Raw genomic sequence first — 16,392 nt, 5'->3', positions numbered from 1 at the left:
CGCATTCTCCTCGAAACGGTTTATAACGTTTTAGCTTCCCGCCGCCGTCGCAGCGTGGAGATGGCGGTGATGCAGACCGCCAGCCATGCCACGCTCTCGGCCATCGCCGCCAGCACGTCGCTGAGAAAATGGGCGCCCAGGTAGACGCGGCTCAATGCCACCAACAATACCATTGTTACGCAGCCGGCCGCCGTGCCCAAACGCACACTCCAGCCCGACCGCCCCATCATGGCGTAGCTGGCCAGCAAGCCATAGAACAGGGTCGCCGCCGCCGTGTGGCCGCTGGGGAAGCTGTAGGTCATCAGGCTCACCAGCGGCGTGTCGAACACCGGACGGCTGCGCTGGAACACATACTTGAACAGCACGTTCAGCAGCATCCCGCTCGGCACCGACACCAACAGCGCCAGCAGCCAGTAGCGAGCCTGCGCGCGCCAGAAATACCAGCCCGCCACCGCCACCAGCAGCACCATGCCCGCCACGCTGTGCAGCGCCGACACGCCCAGCATCAGGCTGGTGGCCGGCTCCGCCCCGTGCAGGTTGAACCAGTGGGAAATCCGCTGGTCCAGCACGACGATCGATTCCTGCCCCATCACATCCTCGGCCAGGTCGCCGAACACCGAGGCGGCCGCCACCAGCAGCGCCAGCCCCGCCGTCAGGTGCAGGCCGAATTCGCCGCCGGGTGACAGTCTTGCTTCGATGAAACGGATGAGTTTGCTGAAAATTTGGTGCTCCAGCCGGCTTTGCCGATGAAGTTAGTGGAAAAACCACGAAACAACGAATTTACTGTTTATTTACACAGTACCTGTTTATTCATACAGTAGTTATGCTATTCTGAACTCCTCGTTAAACGCTTCTCCCAAAAGGAAATGTCATGACAACAGTAAATAGCAGCTTCGCTTCCCGCTTCGGCATGGAATATATGCCTACCTCGTTCCTGGTGCGCATGGGCAAACGCGAAATGCTGGTGTGCCGCGACTTCCGCAAGCGTTACTACGCTGTGAACCCGATTATCGAGTGCGACACCGGCGTGCAGGCCGGCCATCTGGAGGTACTGCTGTGCCGCCGCTGGCTGCTGATCCTGTCGAAGGCGCACTAATGGTTGCCGGTGCCAGTTGCCCGATCCAGTCGCAAGACAGGCCGGCAGACGCTGCGACCTCGCTTGCGCTCCTCACCTGGGTTTGGCAACTGGCGAGCCGTCATCAAACAGATTCGCCTCGTACCAAAGCGTCACAAACAGAACCATCACGACCGGACCAATAAACAGTCCAACCAGGCCCAGGGTTTCCACCCCGCCGAGGATACCGAACAGTACGGCCAGGAACGGCAGCCGCGTGGCGTTGCCGATCATCCCTGGCCGTACAAAGTGATCCGCCACGAACAGCACGATGGTGCCCCATACCGCCACCGCGATCGCGGCCGGTACCGCGCCGTTGAAGGCCAGCATAGCGGCCGCGCTGACAAACGCCAGCGGCGCGCCAAATGGAATGATAGCCAGGATACCCGTCACCGCCGCCCACAGAGCGGGGGACGGGAGACCTGCGATCCCATAGCCGATGCCGATCAACACGCCTTCCGCCAAGCCCACCAGCACCAGTCCGTTGACGGTGGCGCGGATCGCGGTCGGGATTTTTTCGGCGTAGCGCGCCCAGCGCTGCTCGCTGAAACAATGGCTGCCGATGGCGGTGATCTGGCGGTTCAGCGCTTCGCCATCCTTGTAGAAGAAGAACAGGCACAGGAAGGCCAGGCCGAAGTCGACCAGCCGGTGCATGAAGCCGACGCCGGCCACCTTGATCATGTCGCGCGCCGAATGCAGGCCGTTGATTTCGCGGTCGGACAGCAAATGCGCCAGGCCGTGCGGTTGGCTCAGCGTGGCTTGCCACCAGTCGCTGATCCAATCGCCGACCAGCGGCAAGTGCGCCACGAAAGCCGGCACCGGTATGCCGTCGGTATTGGCGGTGACCAGATAGTTGGCCAGCTCCGGCGCCTGCCGCGCCGCCTGCGTGACACCCAGCAGCACCGGCACGATAAAGACGGCGGCGCAGATCAAGGTCAGCACGGCGGCGGCCAGCACATCGTGGCGGCCGAAACGGGCGCGCATGCGCTGGTACAGCGGCCACGTCGCCACGCACAGGATGCCGGCCCAGATCAGCGGCAGGAAGAAACGGTGCATGACGAAGGCCGCCAGCGCTATCAAGGTCAGGGAGAATGCCGCACTGAGTAGGTCACGCTGGGTTTCGGTCATCGGAGTATCTCCTGGTAAATATTGGGGCTATGGTAAGCGCATTTCGCGCTGCCGCAAGCGGATTGCTTGCTTTTTAATTATTTTCTAAGCCTTCTCAAGCCTTCTCACACTGCGCCCGCAGGAAGTCGCGCAATTGCAGCACCGTCGGCGTCATGTGCGCGCGGTGCATGCACAGCATGTTCAGCGGCACCGGTTCGCCCAGTATGTCCGGCAGCAGGATGTGCAGCCGTCCGCTGCGGATGTCGTCGGCCAGGTCCAGCCGCGACTTGTTGGCGATGCCCAGTCCCGCCACCGCCCAGCGCCGCACCACGTCGGCATCGTCGGCGCTGCGGTTGCCGTTGACGTGGATCGTTGTCGGCTCGGCCGCGGCATCGCGATAAAAGCTCCATCGGTCATGGATCACCTCGTCCAGCATGAAGCGCAGGCAGTTGTGGCGCAGCAGGTCTTTCAACTCGCTCACTTTGTCGTGCCGCTTGATGTACTCCGGCGACGCCACCAGCACGCGGCGGTTGTCCGGCGCCAGCGGCAAGGCGATCAGGCTGGAATCCTCCTGCCTACCGTAGCGGATGGCGATATCGACCGGCTGCCGGTACAGGTCGGACACGCGGTCGCTGATGCTGAGCTGGAAACTGACTTGCGGATACTGCGCCTGGAACTGGTCGAGCCAGGCCACCATCATATTGCGGCCCAGGTCGGACGGCAGCGATATCTTCAACATCCCGCCCAGCGTCTGCTGGCCCTGGATCAGCGCGTCGTGCCCCTCCTTCAGCAAGCGCAGCGCCTCGCGCGCGTGGCGCAGGTAGTGCTCGCCCTCCTCCGTCAGCCGCAAGGAGCGCGTGGTACGGGCGAACAAGCGCAGTCCCAGCTCGCCTTCGAGCCGCTTGACGGCGGCGCTGGCCAGTGCCGGCGATATCTCCAGCTCGCGCGCGGCGGCTGACAAGCTGCCCCGGTCCGCGGTACGCACAAAGACGTTCAAGTCATCTAGCCTCAGCAATTTTCGGCATTCCTTTGAAAGTGTTTCGGTGCGAGGCCTCTTTTTCTTCCCCGCGAATTAAATGATGATACTCCCATACCAACATTACCGGAGCCTTCCATGAAAGCCGTTGCCTACCGCAAGTCCCTTCCCATCACCGATGACGACGCGCTGATCGACATCGAACTGCCCGACCCGCAAGCCACGGGCCGCGACCTGCTGGTGGAAGTCAGGGCGATCTCGGTCAATCCGGTCGACGTCAAGATCCGCGCCAACATGGCGCCGGCCGACGGCGACGCCAAGGTCATCGGTTGGGATGCCGCCGGCGTAGTCAAGGCCGTCGGTCCCGACGTCACGCTGTTCAAGCCGGGCGATGAAGTCTGGTACGCCGGCGCGCTGATGCGGCCCGGCACCAACAGCGAATTGCACCTGGTGGACGAACGCATCGTCGGCCACAAGCCGAAGAAGCTGGACTTCGCCAAGGCCGCCGCCATGCCGCTGACCGCCATCACCGCATGGGAGCTGCTGTTCGAGCGCCTGGAAGTAAGCCGCGACAAGGGCGTGCAGGGCAAGTCACTGCTGGTGATCGGCGCGGCGGGCGGGGTCGGCTCCATCCTCGTGCAGCTGGCGCGCCAGCTGACCGGGCTGACCGTCATCGCCACCGCATCGCGTCCCGAGACCGTCGAGTGGGTCAAGGAACTGGGCGCGCATCACGTGATCGACCACGGCAAACCGCTGAACGAAGAGATCGCCCGCCTCGGCCTGCCGCCCGTCAGCTATGTCGCCAGCCTGAACCAGACCGACCACCACTGGAACGCGATAGCCGAGCTGGTCGCGCCGCAAGGCAAGGTCGCGCTGATCGACGATCCGGCCGCCATCGACGTGCGCCTGTTGAAGCGCAAGAGCGTTTCGCTGCATTGGGAATTCATGTTCACGCGCTCGATGTTCGACACGGCGGACATCCAGAAGCAGCACCACCTGCTGAACGACATGGCGCAGCTGGTGGACACCGGCGTCATCAAGACCACGCTGGCCGAGCGCTTCGGCAAGATCAACGCCGCCAACCTGAAGCGCGCGCACGCGCTGATCGAAAGCAACCGCGCCAAAGGCAAGATCGTACTGGAAGGCTTTTAAGAAGCCGCCGGCGGCGCTGCGGCCGCACTCAACGCCGCGCGCTCGCGCGCCTGCTGCGCGCGCAGCAGCGCCAACGCCCGGCTGTCGTGATCGGCCAGCTCCTGCTGCATGGTGCTGGCCGACACACACGAGGTCTCCAGGATCAGCAGGAACTGCGCCTGCCGCCGCCGCAAGCCCGGCGAGCGGTAGCCGAGCTGCTCGAACATGCGGCCGATGTCGATGCAGTAGCTGCGCAACTCCCACATCGTTTTCTTGGTGACTTCGATATCGTCGCGCATGCTGAGATCGATGTCGATGAACTCGCCATGGTCCGAAAGATTGCGTATCGCCGGCAGCCATTGCTCGAACTTGCCGGCGATGCGCTTGATGCGGACGATCTTCTGGTCCAGCATGCGGCAGTAGTGCCAGCACAGCCAGCACACCGGCAAGCGTGCCAGGAAGCGCGGCAGGCCTGCGGTGCGCAAGGTGGTTTCGAGTTTGCGGACGGCCTCGAGCAAACGGCGCGTGCTGTCGCTGGCGGGCGGAGAAGACATGATGTGCACTCCCGAGAGAATTCAGGAATACAGTAGCCGCCGCATCAAGCATGGCACTTGATGCGGCGTAAAGTCGGCGCAGATTTATCCGGCTTTGCGCAGCATGGCCTTGATGCCGCGAAGTCCCTGACGGATGCGGGCTTCGTTTTCGATCAGCGCGAAGCGCACGTACTCATCGCCGTACTCGCCAAAGCCGATGCCGGGCGACACGCACACCTTGGCCTCGGCCAGCAGCAGCTTGGAAAATTCAAGCGAGCCCAGATGGCGATACGCTTCCGGTATGCGCGCCCAGATGTACATCGACGCCTTCGGCTTGTCGACCGGCCAGCCCGCTTCGCACAAGCCCTTGTGCAGCACGTCGCGCCGGCTCTGGTAGACCTGCACGATCTCGCTGACGCAGCTCTGGTCGCCTTCCAGCGCGGCGATCGCCGCCACCTGCACCGGCGTGAAGCTGCCGTAGTCGTGATAGCTCTTGATGCGCGCCAGCGCCGCCACCAGCTCCTTGTTGCCGACCATGAAGCCGATGCGCCAGCCGGCCATGTTGTAGCTCTTCGACATGGTGAAGAATTCCACTGCGACATCGCGCGCGCCTTCCACCTGCATGATCGACGGCGCTTTCCAGCCGTCGAAGGTGATGTCGGCGTAGGCCAGGTCATGCACCACCAGGATGTTGTGCTGGCGCGCCAGCGCCACCACGCGTTCGAAGAATTCCAGTTCCACGCATTGCGCGGTCGGGTTCGACGGGAAGCCCAGGATCATCATCTTCGGCTTAGGGTAGGTCTCGCGCACCGCGCGCTCCAGCTCGTCGAAGAAATCCACGCCGGGCGTCATGCGCACCGAGCGGATATTGGCGCCGGCGATCACCGCGCCCCAGATGTGGATCGGGTAGCTGGGGTTGGGCACCAGCACGGTGTCGCCCTGGTCCAGCGTGGCCAGCATCAGGTGCGCCAGGCCTTCCTTGGAGCCGATGGTGACGATGGCCTCCGAGTCCGGATCGAACTCGACTTCGTAGCGGTTCTTGTACCACTTGGTGATCGCGCGGCGCAAGCGGGGTATGCCCTTGGAGGCCGAGTAGCCGTGCGTATCGGGACGCTTGACGGTATCGACCAGCTTGTCGACGATGTGCGACGGCGTGGCGCCATCGGGATTGCCCATCGACATATCGATGATGTCTTCGCCGCGACGGCGCGCCGCCAGCTTGAGCTCGGCGGTGACATTGAAAACGTAGGGAGGCAGGCGATCGATGCGCGAAAAGCTGCGCGGAGTTTGGGTGTCAGTCATGGATGTCTCACGTAAGCGCCCGGAACCGTCCGAGCGACGTCGATGCAATGTTGCATCGGGATCCATACTAGCCGAAGAGTTCAGCTTTTTGCAATACCCTTTTTTATACGCTGGCTTCCTTTTCCTGTTCGCTGAACCACTCGAACAGGATCAGGCCGACGATGGAGGCGATCGGCAGGAAGCACAGCGCCACGATCACCCACAAGACTGCCGAACGGCCGAGGCGCTTGGCGGCCATGCCGATGAAGATCAGGTGCAGCACCAGGCTGACCGCGATGCCGAGGCCGGCGATGATCACCAGCGGCACCGAGTCCTTGATGTATGTATTCAGCGGCGGCAGGAAGGCCGCGACGCAGATCACCCACACCACCAGCGTGACGGCGGCGGCTGCGATCGGTTGTTGGGCGCGTGCTACTTGCATGGGTTCTCCTCCAGTAGGCAAGCATGCTGCCATGAACTGATCACAAATGCAACATGGGGCTATCTGGATGGGGGAAGCTGGATGACGATGGGAGCCGGATTCAGCGCAACGAGGTCAGCGCGGAGGCCACCACGATGCTGGCGATGGCCAGCCATTGCGTCGGCGTCAGGTGTTCGCCCAGCACCGCCATGCCGGCCAGTGCGCTCAGCGCCGGCGCACCGCTGCTGAACATGCTGAAGGTGCGCGACGACAGCGTGCGCATCGACAGCATCTCCAGCGTGTACGGCAAGGCGCTCGACATCACCGCGATCGCCAGTCCGATCAGCATGTACATCGGCGTCAACAATAACGAACCCGCATACCAGGCGCCGACCGGCACGATGAACAGCGACGCCGCCAGCATCGCCCACGCGACCGACTGCCCGCCATGCATGGCCGATACCCGCTTGCCGTAGACGATGTACAAGGCCCAGCACACCGCTGCGCCGGCCGCGTACGCCACGCCCACCGGATTGAGCTGGTCGACATGGCCATGGATCGGCAGCAGGAAATACAGGCCAACGACCGCCAGGCACACCGCCGCGAAATCGCGCGGGCGGCGCGACGACAGCACCGCCACAGTCAGCGGTCCAGCCACCTCGATCGCCACTGCGACACCCAGCGGTATCAAGCTGAAGGAGCGATAGATCAGCAGGTTCATCAGGCCGATGACGCTGCCGTAGATCGCCACGTTGACGCCCTGCCGCCACGTCAGCGGCGTGCGCCACGGACGGAAGATCAGCAGCATCAGCACCGCCGCGATGCCGACGCGATACGCCACCACGCCTTCGACGCCGATCAGCGGGAACAGGTGCTTGGCGATCGCCGCGCCGAGGTTCAGCGACAGCTGGCTGGCCAGCAGCGCAAACCCGGCCAGCAGCGCGCTGCCGCCGGCATGTTTTTTCTCTTCGATCATCTTATTTTGCCGACAGTCCCAGCTTGAGCGCGACCGGCTTGCCGGCCCCTGCGTCGGTCTTTTCCGGTGCGGCGGCGTGGGCGGCGGCGGGGTCGACACCCTCCTCCTTCAGCGCGGCCAGGATCGCGGCGGCGCGCCTGGAGCCCAGCTGCGGCAAGGCGTCCGCCGGCAGCGGCTGGTTTTGCTCCAGGCGTTCCTGCAGCTTGCCGTAGAAGGCGCTGGCGTCCGCCACCTGCGGTTCGCCCTGCACCATCTTGCCCAGGCGCTGCAGCACCGGCAGTTTCTGCTGCGCGCCCGCATCGGCGGCGCCGGCGCTTTCAGCGGCCTTCTTCTGCTTGTCCAGCTCGGCGGCGCCGAAGCGCTCGGCATACAGGTCGCGCAAGGCGCCGCGCACCTTGCGCTGGCCGATGTCCAGCGGACCGGGCTGCTCGCCCGGCGCCAGCTTGATCTCGGCACGCGTGACGATGGCGCGGCGCACGGCCTGCTCGCGCAAGGCGGCGCCATCGGCGGCCTCGCTGTACTGCCCGGGCACCGACAGTTTCAGCTGGCTCTTCTTCGCCAGGATCTGCGCCACTTGCTTGAGCTTTTCGCGCTCCGGCGGCAGCACGGTGTCGCTGCCGGCGTCGAAGTCGATCGATTCCAGCTTGTCGCCGCTGACACCGAACAGATTGCCCAGCGCGCGGAACGGCGATGTGACGATCTTGCTCATGATGTTGCCGATCGCCTTCCACACCACGGAGCCGTAGCTGAATTGTGGATCGTTCATATTGCCCGACACGGGAACACCAAGGTCGATGCGGCCGTTGCTGTCCTTCAGGATCGCCAGCGCCAGCTCCAGTGGCAGCTTGAGCGCATCCGGGCTGTCGATGCGCTCGCCCAGCGTCAGATTATCGAGCACGATCTGGTTGTTGCCTTCCAACTGGCTGTTGCGCACCTTGTATTGCAGGTCCAGCGAGATCTTGCCCTGCGCGATCTTGTAGCCGGCGAACTTCATGCTGTAGGGCGAGGCCGACACCATGTCGACGTTCTTGAAGACGACGTTGACGTCGGTGTTGTCGGCCGGGACAAACGGGTTCAGCTGGCCGCGTATGCGGGCCAGGCCGAACTCGTCGACTCGTCCGTCCAGTTCGATCTGGCTACGCGCATCGCGCTTGGACGACAGACCGGTGATCACGCCGCCCAGCTCATAAATCTTGGCGCTGAACTGCGGCCGCAAACTGAGATCGGTGAAGTCCAGCTTGGCGTTCTGGAAGCGCAGGCGGCGCACGCGCACCGGGAACGGTTCGCTGCTTGCCGCGGCGGCCGGCTTGGCCTCCGGCGCCGGCGCCGCGCCCTCCTGCTTCACCAGCAGGCGCGAGGCGTTGAAGCTGCGGTCGTTCTCGATGATCAGCGTCGCATCCGGTTCCACCACGCGCAACTCGGCGACATCCAGCAGATCCGGCGCCAGGCTGAACGCCAGCTTGTCGGCACGCACCAGTTTCCAGTGCGCGAAGCGGTCGTTGTCTTCCTCGTTCAGCGTCAGGCTGGCGACTTCGAGCGAGCCGTCGTAGCGCATCTTCGGATCGGTCTTGCCGCCGGCGCCCGTATGCAGGCGGCCCTCGCCGGAAATGTTGCCGTCGGCAATCTTCAGCTTCAGATATTTGGACAGCAAAGGCTGCACCGGCGCGATCGCCAGCTTGCTCAGCTTCAGGTCGGTATCGACGGCGCCGGTGGCCGGCACGAGCTTGCCTTTGGCGGTCAGCTGTCCGCCTTCGCGCAGACCCACATTGCCCCGGAACGCCAGCGGCTTTTTCAGGTCGGTACCGGCATCGGTCAGCGTCAGGTTGAAGTCTTGCAGGTTGGCCTTGATGCCGCTGCTGGCATCGTCATAGCGGGCGCCGAATTTGGTCAGCTCGACGCTCTTGATGCTGGCCGCCCACGGCGCTTCGGGCTTGGCGGGCGCCGGCGCGGGTGCAGCCGCCTTCGCGGATGAAGCCGCGCCCGAACCCGGCAAGCGGCTCAGGAAGATGAACTGTCCTTTCTTGTCGCGCGACAGGTCGAGCTGGCCGCCGTCGGCGTACCAGCGCCCGAACGTGGCGCGATGTCCGGCCAGGTCGATCGCGCCGTCGTCAAAGCCCAGCTGCGTCAGCTTGAACGGCGTCATCGAGCCGCTGGTCAGCGCCAGGTTGTCGACCGAGAACGCGGCATCGGCGATGTTCAGCTTGAGACCGTCGGCGGCCGTTTCCGTTTGCAGCTGCAGGCGCAGCTTCAATTTGTCGGCATTGAATTTCAGCGCCGGGCTGACGGTTTCGTCGATGCCGGCAAGCGCGATGTCGTCAAACGCGATCTGCTTGAGCTGCACCTTCCAGCTCGGCGACGGCGCCGGCTTGGCCGCCGTTGGCGCCGCCGCTGGCTTCGCCGGCACCATCAAGCCCGCCACGTCCAGTTCGCCCTTGGCATCGCGGCGCAAGGCCAGCGCGCCGCCATTCACATGCAGGCCGCCGACGACTACGCTGCGCTTCAGCAGATCCACGCCGACGTCGCTGACATCGAACAGCTTCAGCTTCACGAACGCCTCGGCGGCGCCGTCGCGCCTGATCACCAGGTCGTTCAGCGCCAGGCCGGCGCCGACCAGGCCCGCATCCAGCTTGCCGTCCTTGTAGGAAAACTTGTACGGCAGCTTGGCCGACAAGCGGCCATCCGCCACCACCACCCGCATGAACGATTTCAGATATGTCGACACACCCGGCAAGGCCACATTCTCCAGCGACAGCAAACCGCTGCCGCCGATAGGATTCAGCGCGGCCGTGCCTTTCCAGCGCAGCTTGCCGCCCAGCCCGGCATCGGCGCTCAGCGTGTAGTCGCCGTTTTCGTCCGGCAGCGTGCTCAGGTTGTTGAGCGCGAAGGCGATCGGCGCGTAGGTGTCGCTGTAGCCGGCGTGGCGGTCGTGCATGTCGACCTTGCCCTGCTCCAGCGCGAAATGCTCGACGATCAGGCGCGGCATGCCGGAATCGCTGTCGTCTTTCTTGCGTTTTTCCAGCGTCGCCATGAACTCGGCGATGTTGAACTTGCCGTCCGGGGCGATGGCCAGCTGCACGGTCGGCGCGACCACGCGGATGTCGGCAAAACTCCACGCGCGGCGCAGCACGGAGCGCCACTGCATCTCCACCTCCAGCCCGCCCACGCCGAACAGCGGCGCGCCGTTGGCCTCGGTCAGATGGAAGTCGCGGGCGACGAAGCGCAAGGTGAAAGGATTGAAGCTGACTTCACCGATGGTAGCCTTGCGCTCGAGTTCAGTCTCAACAAACTTTGGAAGCTGGCTCTTGATCACCTGCGGCAGCAACCATCCGCCTGCCAGCGCGTACACGCCCACGGCGCCCGCCACGCCTATGCCCCACCGCTTCCATCGTTTGTTCATTGCCCGCAAAACTTTTCCCCTGAAGATTTAATATTCCACAGGCAACAGTATAGCAAGCCCTTGCAGAGCTCAATTGAAGAGTGAGCAGTACTGCGTGTTGCTTTCGATATTCTGGCCCGGCGTACCGTCGGCGGCAATCACCTTGATCCAGCCGTCCGGCTTGGATGGCTTCGGCTTCTTGCCGCAATTGGTGTGCACCCAATGGATGCCGACGCCGCCATGCGTGTACAGCTGGCCGCAGGCTTCCACCCGGTCGTCGACGCGGATGCCGCTCAGCGAACCCGGCACGGTCTTCTGGTTAGGTTCGAAGCCGCTGGCAAAGACGTTGTCGATGGCGACGTCGTATTCCTTGCCATCCTGGTCGGCTTTCATGCGAATATGCGTGTGCGACAGCTCTACGCCCTTGCGGAACTGCCCGTGCGAGAACTTCGGCGCCTTGACCACCGTGCCGGTACGATAGACGCCGGCGGCGGCGCTGCACATCGCCGCTTCATCGGCGTGGGCGGCCTGCGCGGCGAACGCGGCCATCAGCAAACAACTGAGTAAAATCTGTTTCATGCAAGCTCCTTAACTGTTCGGTTCAATCATCTTACATGATCTCTATTTTTCGCTCCGTGACCTTGGCCGCGCTGCTGGTGGGCTGCGCCGCTGCTCCTCAACGCGGCCCGACCGTCGATGCCGAAATACAGCGTCTGATGACGGCGGCCAAAGTGCCCGGCCTGGCGCTGGCGGTCATCGACCACGGCCAGGTGGTCTACAGCCAGGCCTACGGTTACGCCGACGTGGCCGCCGCTAAGCCGCTGCGCACGGACACCATCATGTATGGCGCCTCGCTGACCAAGGCCGCCTTCGCCTACATGGTGATGCAGCTGGTCGATGAAAACCTGCTGTCGCTCGATGCGACGCTGCCGGCCCTGCTGAAAAAACCGCTGCCCGACTATCCCGCGTTCGCCGACCTGAAGGACGATCCGCGCTGGCAACAGCTGACGCCGCGCATGCTGCTGTCCCACACCAGCGGCCTGCTGAACTGGCGCTTCATCAACGACAACGGCAAGCTCGATTTCAAATATCCGCCCGGCAGCCGCTACGTGTATTCGGGCGAAGGCTTGCAGATCCTGCAGTTGGTGGTCGAGGAGCGCACCGGCACGCCGCTGCAAACCCTGATGCGGCAACGCGTGTTCGAGCGCTTCGGCATGCGCAACACCAGCATGGTATGGCGCGACGACTTCGCCGGCCGCGAGACCACGCACTACAGCCGCGACGGCACGGTCATCGCGCACAAGCGCCGCAGCGGCGCCCGCGCCGCCGGATCGATGGACACCACGCTCAACGACTACGCCAGCTTCATGGCCGGCGTGCTGCGCGGCGACGGCTTGTCGGCCAGGGCGCGCGCTGAAATGCTGTCGCCGCAATTGGCGATCGTCTCGCCGCAGCAGTTCCCGTCGCACTGGCCGGGCGAGACCACGGTCAACCGCGGCATAGCACTGTCGATAGGATTGGGCTGGCCGCTGTACAACTCGCCTCTGGGGCCGGCTTTCTTCAAGGAAGGTAATGACGACGGCACCAACAATTTCGCGCTCGGCTTCGTGCGTCCGCAGAGCGGCATCGTCATGCTGAGCAACAGCTCCAACGCAGAACGCATGTTCTTCCCGGCGGTTGAACATGTGTTCGGCAAGACTTGCCTGCCGTGGTTCTGGATGAGCTACATTCCCTACGACCGGCCCGAACTGGCGAGGCCGGGAGCACGCGAACATCCGGTCGTCAGCGCGGGCTGCGAAGGCTAAGGTTCCCCGGGAATCTGCCGTTAATTACAGGTATATTCCCAGCAGGAACTTTTCATCATGAGCGCCACCACCACGGCCATTCCCGCCTACCGGCCATCGGCATCAACCGAAACCACCACGGTGCGTTCGGCCATCATCAAGCAGATCGCGGTGCTGCAGAAACAGGAGGCCAAGCTGGGCGAGGAGCTGGCCAAGCTGACCGGCAACCTGAGCACCGGCCAGATCCAGCAAAAGATCGCGCTGATGCAGCAGATCCAATCGATCGAAGACCAGATCAGCGCGCTGCAAACCGCGCTGCTGCAAAAGGAAGCCGATCGTCAGGTCACCGTGACCAGCGCAAGCAACAAAGCGCCGGCGAAAGAAAGCGCCGCAGCCGAGCCGCAGAAAGAGACCGACACCATCGGCACCGTGATCGACACCGTCGCCTGACGCGCTCAGTTCGCCGGATTTTTCATCCAGTCCGCCATCAGGTCCACCACCTCTTTTTCCTGGCCGATGAAGCCGTGGTAGTGCATGGCTTCGCAAGGGTCGCCGCTCGGATTGACGCCACCGGTGACCATCACCAGTTTTTTGACGGACGCGTTTTTCAAACCCTTCATGATCCAGTCCACTTCGTGCGGCTGGGTAATCACACAGGCATCGCTGGCGTGGTGCACCACCAGCACCGGCAGCTTGAGCGCCGCCAGGTTCTGCGTCGGCACCGCGCCCTGCTTCTTGAACGCGACCACGCTGGAAGTCAGCACCAGGCCGGCGATGCCCGCATCCTGCGTACTGCCGATCGCCGCATAGGTGGCCGAGATGGTGCCGCGGCTGGTGCCCACCAGCCAGACCGGCGCCAGACTCTTGCTGCGTACAAAATCCAGCGCGGCGCGCACGTCGGCAAGATGTTTTTCGTTGACGCGGTCGCTGTAATCCAGCGCCGGCGTATCGCTGGGCAGGCCGAAGATGGCGACGTTAAAGCCGTCCGCCAGGAACAGCGCCACGCTGCGCGCGAGGAAGTTGCGGCTGGTGGGCTTGCCATCGACCACTTTGCCGTAGCCGCCATTGCCGCCGGTGAACAGGAACACGGTGGCCTTGGCGCCCTCCTGCGCTTCCCAGTAGACGCTGGTTTCAACGCCCGGACGGGTTTGCACCTTGAAGGTCTGCCCTTCCGCCTGCACCGCAACGCTGCAGACCGCCAACACGCATCCCACCACCCAACGGACCCAAACCATCATCGCGCCTCCGAGAAAAATTGTAAAAATAACACATCAATTGATTACATGGTGTATCTATTAATTTTCCGCCTGGCGTGTTTATCAACACAATCGACATAAGTATAGTGATTCATCGCTGGCGATTTGGCGCCAGCTCAACGATGAAAGATGAGAACGATGAAACTGATCTATGTTGCCGACCCCATGTGCTCCTGGTGCTACGGCTTTGGCAAGGAAATGACAGCGCTGATGGCGGCGCACCCGGAACTGCCGCTGGAAATCATCGTCGGCGGCGTGCGCGCCGGCGCGACCGATGTACTCGACAACGCGGGCAAGCAATTCCGTCTCGGCCACTGGGAGCGGGTGGAACAGAACAGCGGCCTGCCGTTCAACCGTGTAGCCTTCCTCGCGCTGGAGAACTTCGTCTACGATACGGAGCCGATCTGCCGTGCCGTCGTCACGGCGCGCCGGCTCGCGCCCGAGGCGGATTTGCTGGCCGTGTTCCGCGCGCTGCAGCGGGCTTTTTATGTCGACGGACGCGACACCACGGACGGCAGTGTGCTGGCCAGCGCCGGCGCCGCCGCGCTGATGGCGGCAGGACATGCGGTGCAGGATGAGCAGTTCTATAGCGAATGGAATTCCGCCGAAGTAGTGGCCGAGACCGCTGCCGATTTTGCCAGGGCACGGGCCTTGGGTGTACGCAGTTTCCCGGCGCTGCTGCTGGAAACGGACAAGGGAATCTTCCCGGTCAGTCCGGGATATGCCCCTTACCGCGACATCGAACAGCAGTTGGCCACACTGCTGACCCAGCATTGACCGGCGCTGGCACGGGGGCCTCCGTCCCTGCATGGCTGAAACCTATTGCGGTTTTTCTGGATTAAGCGCTCGCAAGCGCTCGGTAGCATGGGTATTCTGGGCATTGAGTGCCAGCGAACGATTGTAGTTCTGTACGGCCAAGTCATGCTCGCTCGCGGCCTCATACGCCTCGCCCAGACTATCGTACACATTGAAACTGTCCGGATACAGCCGTGTTGCCAGGCGCAGCACCGCTATCGCTTGCGCCTTCTTCCCCACGCTCAGCAAGCCATAACCCCAACTGTTCAAGTCATCTTCCGACGGCTGGGCGATGCCCAGCTGCTTTTTGAGCTGCGCCAGTGTTTCGTCCAGATTTTCAAACCCGCTCTTTTGCGTCTGTTCGCGCAAGCGATAGGCGGCATAGCCGCCGCTGACACCTCTCAATCCGGGTAAAAAATAGCTGGCGACGATATCGATCATTTGCTCAGGTGCGGCGCCGGCAAGGTTGGTCAGTATGACGACCGCCAGATCATTTTCCGGATAAACATAGAACGCGGACCGCATGCCGCCGATGCCGGCTCTCGCCCGATACGCGTTGTCGCGGATAGCGGGCCAACCCAAGGACCATGGGCCGGCCTTGCCGTCGTTGAAGTGGCCGCGCTGCCACATCTGCGTCAAACCCGCGGACGACACCAGCGTACCTTTTTGAAGCGCAATAATCCATCGGGCCAGGTCTTCCGCCGTGCTGTTGATCCCGGCCCCGGTCCTCAAAAATGCGGGAAACTCGTCGGCCACCTGCTTCAGCGTCTTGCCGTCCGCATCGAATCTGTACGAGGGCGCCTTGTCCGGAATAACGTCAAACATGTCGCCGAATCCGGTTTGCCGCATGCCCACCGCATCGAATTGCCGGGTCTGTATGAACCGCGTGAAGGGCTGGCCGCTCAGTTGATCGATGATTTTGCCGAGCAGCAGATAATTGGTCTGGTTGTAGCTATACCGTTCTCCAGGCGCGAAATCCATCGGCATGGTCTGCACCTGCCGCCATGCCGCGTCCGGACCGCCGCCAGTTGCCAGCCGCGAAGTCTGCTGGCTGATGATGTCGGGAAGGCCCGACGTATGATTCAGCAATTGGGTGATCGTCACCGCCTGCCAAGGCACCGGCAAGTCGCTGAGATACCGCGACACCGGCGCCGCCAGGTCCAGCTTCCCTTGCTCCACCAATTGCATGATCGCGACACCGGTAAAGGATTTAGTCGCGGAGTTGATGGAGAAAACACTGCGCGAGGTCACCGGTATGGAATGAGGCAATTCCGCCAAGCCGAAAGACTTCAGCATGACGATCTTGCCGCCTTTAACCACGGCAAGCTGCAAGCCCGGTATGCGCCGCTCGCGCATTTGTCCTTGCAGGTAGCGGCTGACTTGATCCTCTAGCGACTGCCCCGTCTCGGCAGCTCCGGCGGCGGCGGCCCCTCCCAGCGATGCGATAACGAAAACCGCAACACTCAAGAAGCCTTGTATCATTCTTTTCATGGAAATCCTCTTTCGCCTATGACATTTTTGTCAGCGTCGACGCGAGTGTAAATTAAGTAGAACAAAATATCTACTTAAACATCGAACAGCAGTTGAGCGGATGCTTTCTTCGCCAAGACTGCCGTTTCGTTATCGCCGGTCTCGATCGTTT

At 63.0% G+C, this 16,392-nt stretch carries 16 protein-coding genes; 5 read left to right on the top strand and 11 right to left on the bottom strand.

The annotated features are described in order from the left end of the window. Positions 1-20 precede the first annotated feature (20 nt). A complete protein-coding gene (locus ACSQ3S_RS10905) occupies positions 21-632 on the bottom strand; it encodes a phosphatase PAP2 family protein (RefSeq protein ID WP_436142376.1) in 612 nt (203 codons plus the stop codon). A gap of 239 nt (positions 633-871) precedes the next feature. Here ACSQ3S_RS10905 and ACSQ3S_RS10900 point away from each other — a divergent pair, with 239 nt between their 5' ends. Beyond that, positions 872-1,096: a hypothetical protein gene (locus tag ACSQ3S_RS10900; RefSeq protein ID WP_176653617.1), complete on the top strand. Its 225-nt coding sequence runs from the start codon at positions 872-874 to the stop codon at positions 1,094-1,096. Positions 1,097-1,168: 72 nt separating this feature from the next. On the opposite strand, the gene ACSQ3S_RS10895 is transcribed toward ACSQ3S_RS10900, so the two are convergent. After that, a complete protein-coding gene (locus ACSQ3S_RS10895) occupies positions 1,169-2,242 on the bottom strand; it encodes an AI-2E family transporter (protein ID WP_436142375.1) in 1,074 nt (357 codons plus the stop codon). 94 nt (positions 2,243-2,336) lie between these two features. After that, positions 2,337-3,236 carry a LysR family transcriptional regulator gene (locus ACSQ3S_RS10890; protein ID WP_436142374.1) on the bottom strand — a complete coding sequence of 300 codons (900 nt, stop codon included), beginning with the start codon at positions 3,234-3,236 and terminating at the stop codon, positions 2,337-2,339. 99 nt (positions 3,237-3,335) lie between these two features. Between ACSQ3S_RS10890 and ACSQ3S_RS10885 the strand changes: the two genes are divergently transcribed. Beyond that, entirely contained in the window at positions 3,336-4,349 is a 1,014-nt protein-coding gene (locus ACSQ3S_RS10885; RefSeq protein WP_176653614.1) for a zinc-binding alcohol dehydrogenase family protein, read from the top strand. Here ACSQ3S_RS10885 and ACSQ3S_RS10880 read toward each other — a convergent pair. The 6 genes from ACSQ3S_RS10880 to ACSQ3S_RS10855 all read right to left on the bottom strand — a co-directional run bounded on the left by ACSQ3S_RS10880 (position 4,346) and on the right by ACSQ3S_RS10855 (position 11,494). Beyond that, entirely contained in the window at positions 4,346-4,882 is a 537-nt protein-coding gene (locus ACSQ3S_RS10880) for a hypothetical protein (RefSeq protein ID WP_353404721.1), read from the bottom strand. The two genes, ACSQ3S_RS10885 and ACSQ3S_RS10880, sit on opposite strands and share 4 nt — an antisense overlap. 84 nt (positions 4,883-4,966) lie before the next feature. Beyond that, positions 4,967-6,163, bottom strand: coding sequence for an alanine transaminase (gene alaC / locus ACSQ3S_RS10875; protein ID WP_353404720.1), 1,197 nt, complete (start codon positions 6,161-6,163; stop codon positions 4,967-4,969). Positions 6,164-6,266: 103 nt separating this feature from the next. After that, positions 6,267-6,584 (bottom strand): hypothetical protein, encoded by a 318-nt coding sequence (locus tag ACSQ3S_RS10870; RefSeq protein ID WP_176653610.1) that lies wholly within the window; start codon positions 6,582-6,584, stop codon positions 6,267-6,269. Between the two features lie 100 nt (positions 6,585-6,684). Further along, entirely contained in the window at positions 6,685-7,539 is an 855-nt protein-coding gene (locus ACSQ3S_RS10865; protein WP_353404719.1) for an EamA family transporter, read from the bottom strand. Position 7,540: 1 nt separating this feature from the next. Next, positions 7,541-10,936 carry a DUF748 domain-containing protein gene (locus ACSQ3S_RS10860; RefSeq protein WP_436142373.1) on the bottom strand — a complete coding sequence of 1,132 codons (3,396 nt, stop codon included), beginning with the start codon at positions 10,934-10,936 and terminating at the stop codon, positions 7,541-7,543. A 69-nt stretch (positions 10,937-11,005) separates the two neighbouring features. Beyond that, a complete protein-coding gene (locus ACSQ3S_RS10855; RefSeq protein ID WP_436142372.1) occupies positions 11,006-11,494 on the bottom strand; it encodes a hypothetical protein in 489 nt (162 codons plus the stop codon). Between the two features lie 35 nt (positions 11,495-11,529). Between ACSQ3S_RS10855 and ACSQ3S_RS10850 the strand changes: the two genes are divergently transcribed. Next, complete coding sequence (locus ACSQ3S_RS10850; RefSeq protein ID WP_436142371.1) at positions 11,530-12,720, top strand: serine hydrolase domain-containing protein; 1,191 nt, start codon at positions 11,530-11,532, stop codon at positions 12,718-12,720. 57 nt (positions 12,721-12,777) lie between these two features. Continuing rightward, the gene (locus tag ACSQ3S_RS10845; protein WP_353404716.1) at positions 12,778-13,149 is read left to right on the top strand and encodes a hypothetical protein; all 372 of its coding nucleotides are present in this window, start codon (positions 12,778-12,780) and stop codon (positions 13,147-13,149) included. Positions 13,150-13,154: 5 nt separating this feature from the next. On the opposite strand, the gene ACSQ3S_RS10840 is transcribed toward ACSQ3S_RS10845, so the two are convergent. Further along, positions 13,155-13,937, bottom strand: a complete 783-nt coding sequence (locus tag ACSQ3S_RS10840; protein WP_436142370.1) for an alpha/beta hydrolase — start codon at positions 13,935-13,937, stop codon at positions 13,155-13,157. A gap of 156 nt (positions 13,938-14,093) precedes the next feature. Here ACSQ3S_RS10840 and ACSQ3S_RS10835 point away from each other — a divergent pair, with 156 nt between their 5' ends. Next, positions 14,094-14,732, top strand: a complete 639-nt coding sequence (locus ACSQ3S_RS10835) for a DsbA family protein (protein ID WP_436142369.1) — start codon at positions 14,094-14,096, stop codon at positions 14,730-14,732. A 42-nt stretch (positions 14,733-14,774) separates the two neighbouring features. On the opposite strand, the gene ACSQ3S_RS10830 is transcribed toward ACSQ3S_RS10835, so the two are convergent. Further along, positions 14,775-16,241, bottom strand: a complete 1,467-nt coding sequence (locus ACSQ3S_RS10830; RefSeq protein ID WP_436142368.1) for a serine hydrolase — start codon at positions 16,239-16,241, stop codon at positions 14,775-14,777. Positions 16,242-16,392: the final 151 nt, after the last annotated feature.

The sequence above is a fragment of the Duganella sp. LjRoot269 genome, assembly GCF_964254095.1.
Lineage (GTDB): Bacteria > Pseudomonadota > Gammaproteobacteria > Burkholderiales > Burkholderiaceae_D > Rugamonas > Rugamonas hordei.
The sequence above is the reverse complement of the archived record's forward strand: the minus strand, read 5'-3'. Positions and strand labels throughout refer to the sequence as shown.

What these genes read in the sequence shown, in the direction of transcription:
- ACSQ3S_RS10900 (WP_176653617.1), top strand. Translation starts at nt 872, where the DNA reads ATGACAACAGTAAATAGCAGCTTCGCTTCCCGCTTCGGCATGGAATAT.
- ACSQ3S_RS10870 (WP_176653610.1), bottom strand. Translation starts at nt 6,584, where the DNA reads ATGCAAGTAGCACGCGCCCAACAACCGATCGCAGCCGCCGCCGTCACG.
- ACSQ3S_RS10845 (WP_353404716.1), top strand. Translation starts at nt 12,778, where the DNA reads ATGAGCGCCACCACCACGGCCATTCCCGCCTACCGGCCATCGGCATCA.
- ACSQ3S_RS10840 (WP_436142370.1), bottom strand. Translation starts at nt 13,937, where the DNA reads ATGATGGTTTGGGTCCGTTGGGTGGTGGGATGCGTGTTGGCGGTCTGC.
- ACSQ3S_RS10855 (WP_436142372.1), bottom strand. Translation starts at nt 11,494, where the DNA reads ATGAAACAGATTTTACTCAGTTGTTTGCTGATGGCCGCGTTCGCCGCG.
- ACSQ3S_RS10850 (WP_436142371.1), top strand. Translation starts at nt 11,530, where the DNA reads ATGATCTCTATTTTTCGCTCCGTGACCTTGGCCGCGCTGCTGGTGGGC.
- ACSQ3S_RS10865 (WP_353404719.1), bottom strand. Translation starts at nt 7,539, where the DNA reads ATGATCGAAGAGAAAAAACATGCCGGCGGCAGCGCGCTGCTGGCCGGG.
- ACSQ3S_RS10885 (WP_176653614.1), top strand. Translation starts at nt 3,336, where the DNA reads ATGAAAGCCGTTGCCTACCGCAAGTCCCTTCCCATCACCGATGACGAC.
- ACSQ3S_RS10880 (WP_353404721.1), bottom strand. Translation starts at nt 4,882, where the DNA reads ATGTCTTCTCCGCCCGCCAGCGACAGCACGCGCCGTTTGCTCGAGGCC.
- ACSQ3S_RS10830 (WP_436142368.1), bottom strand. Translation starts at nt 16,241, where the DNA reads ATGAAAAGAATGATACAAGGCTTCTTGAGTGTTGCGGTTTTCGTTATC.
- ACSQ3S_RS10895 (WP_436142375.1), bottom strand. Translation starts at nt 2,242, where the DNA reads ATGACCGAAACCCAGCGTGACCTACTCAGTGCGGCATTCTCCCTGACC.
- alaC (WP_353404720.1), bottom strand. Translation starts at nt 6,163, where the DNA reads ATGACTGACACCCAAACTCCGCGCAGCTTTTCGCGCATCGATCGCCTG.
- ACSQ3S_RS10860 (WP_436142373.1), bottom strand. Translation starts at nt 10,936, where the DNA reads ATGAACAAACGATGGAAGCGGTGGGGCATAGGCGTGGCGGGCGCCGTG.
- ACSQ3S_RS10835 (WP_436142369.1), top strand. Translation starts at nt 14,094, where the DNA reads ATGAAACTGATCTATGTTGCCGACCCCATGTGCTCCTGGTGCTACGGC.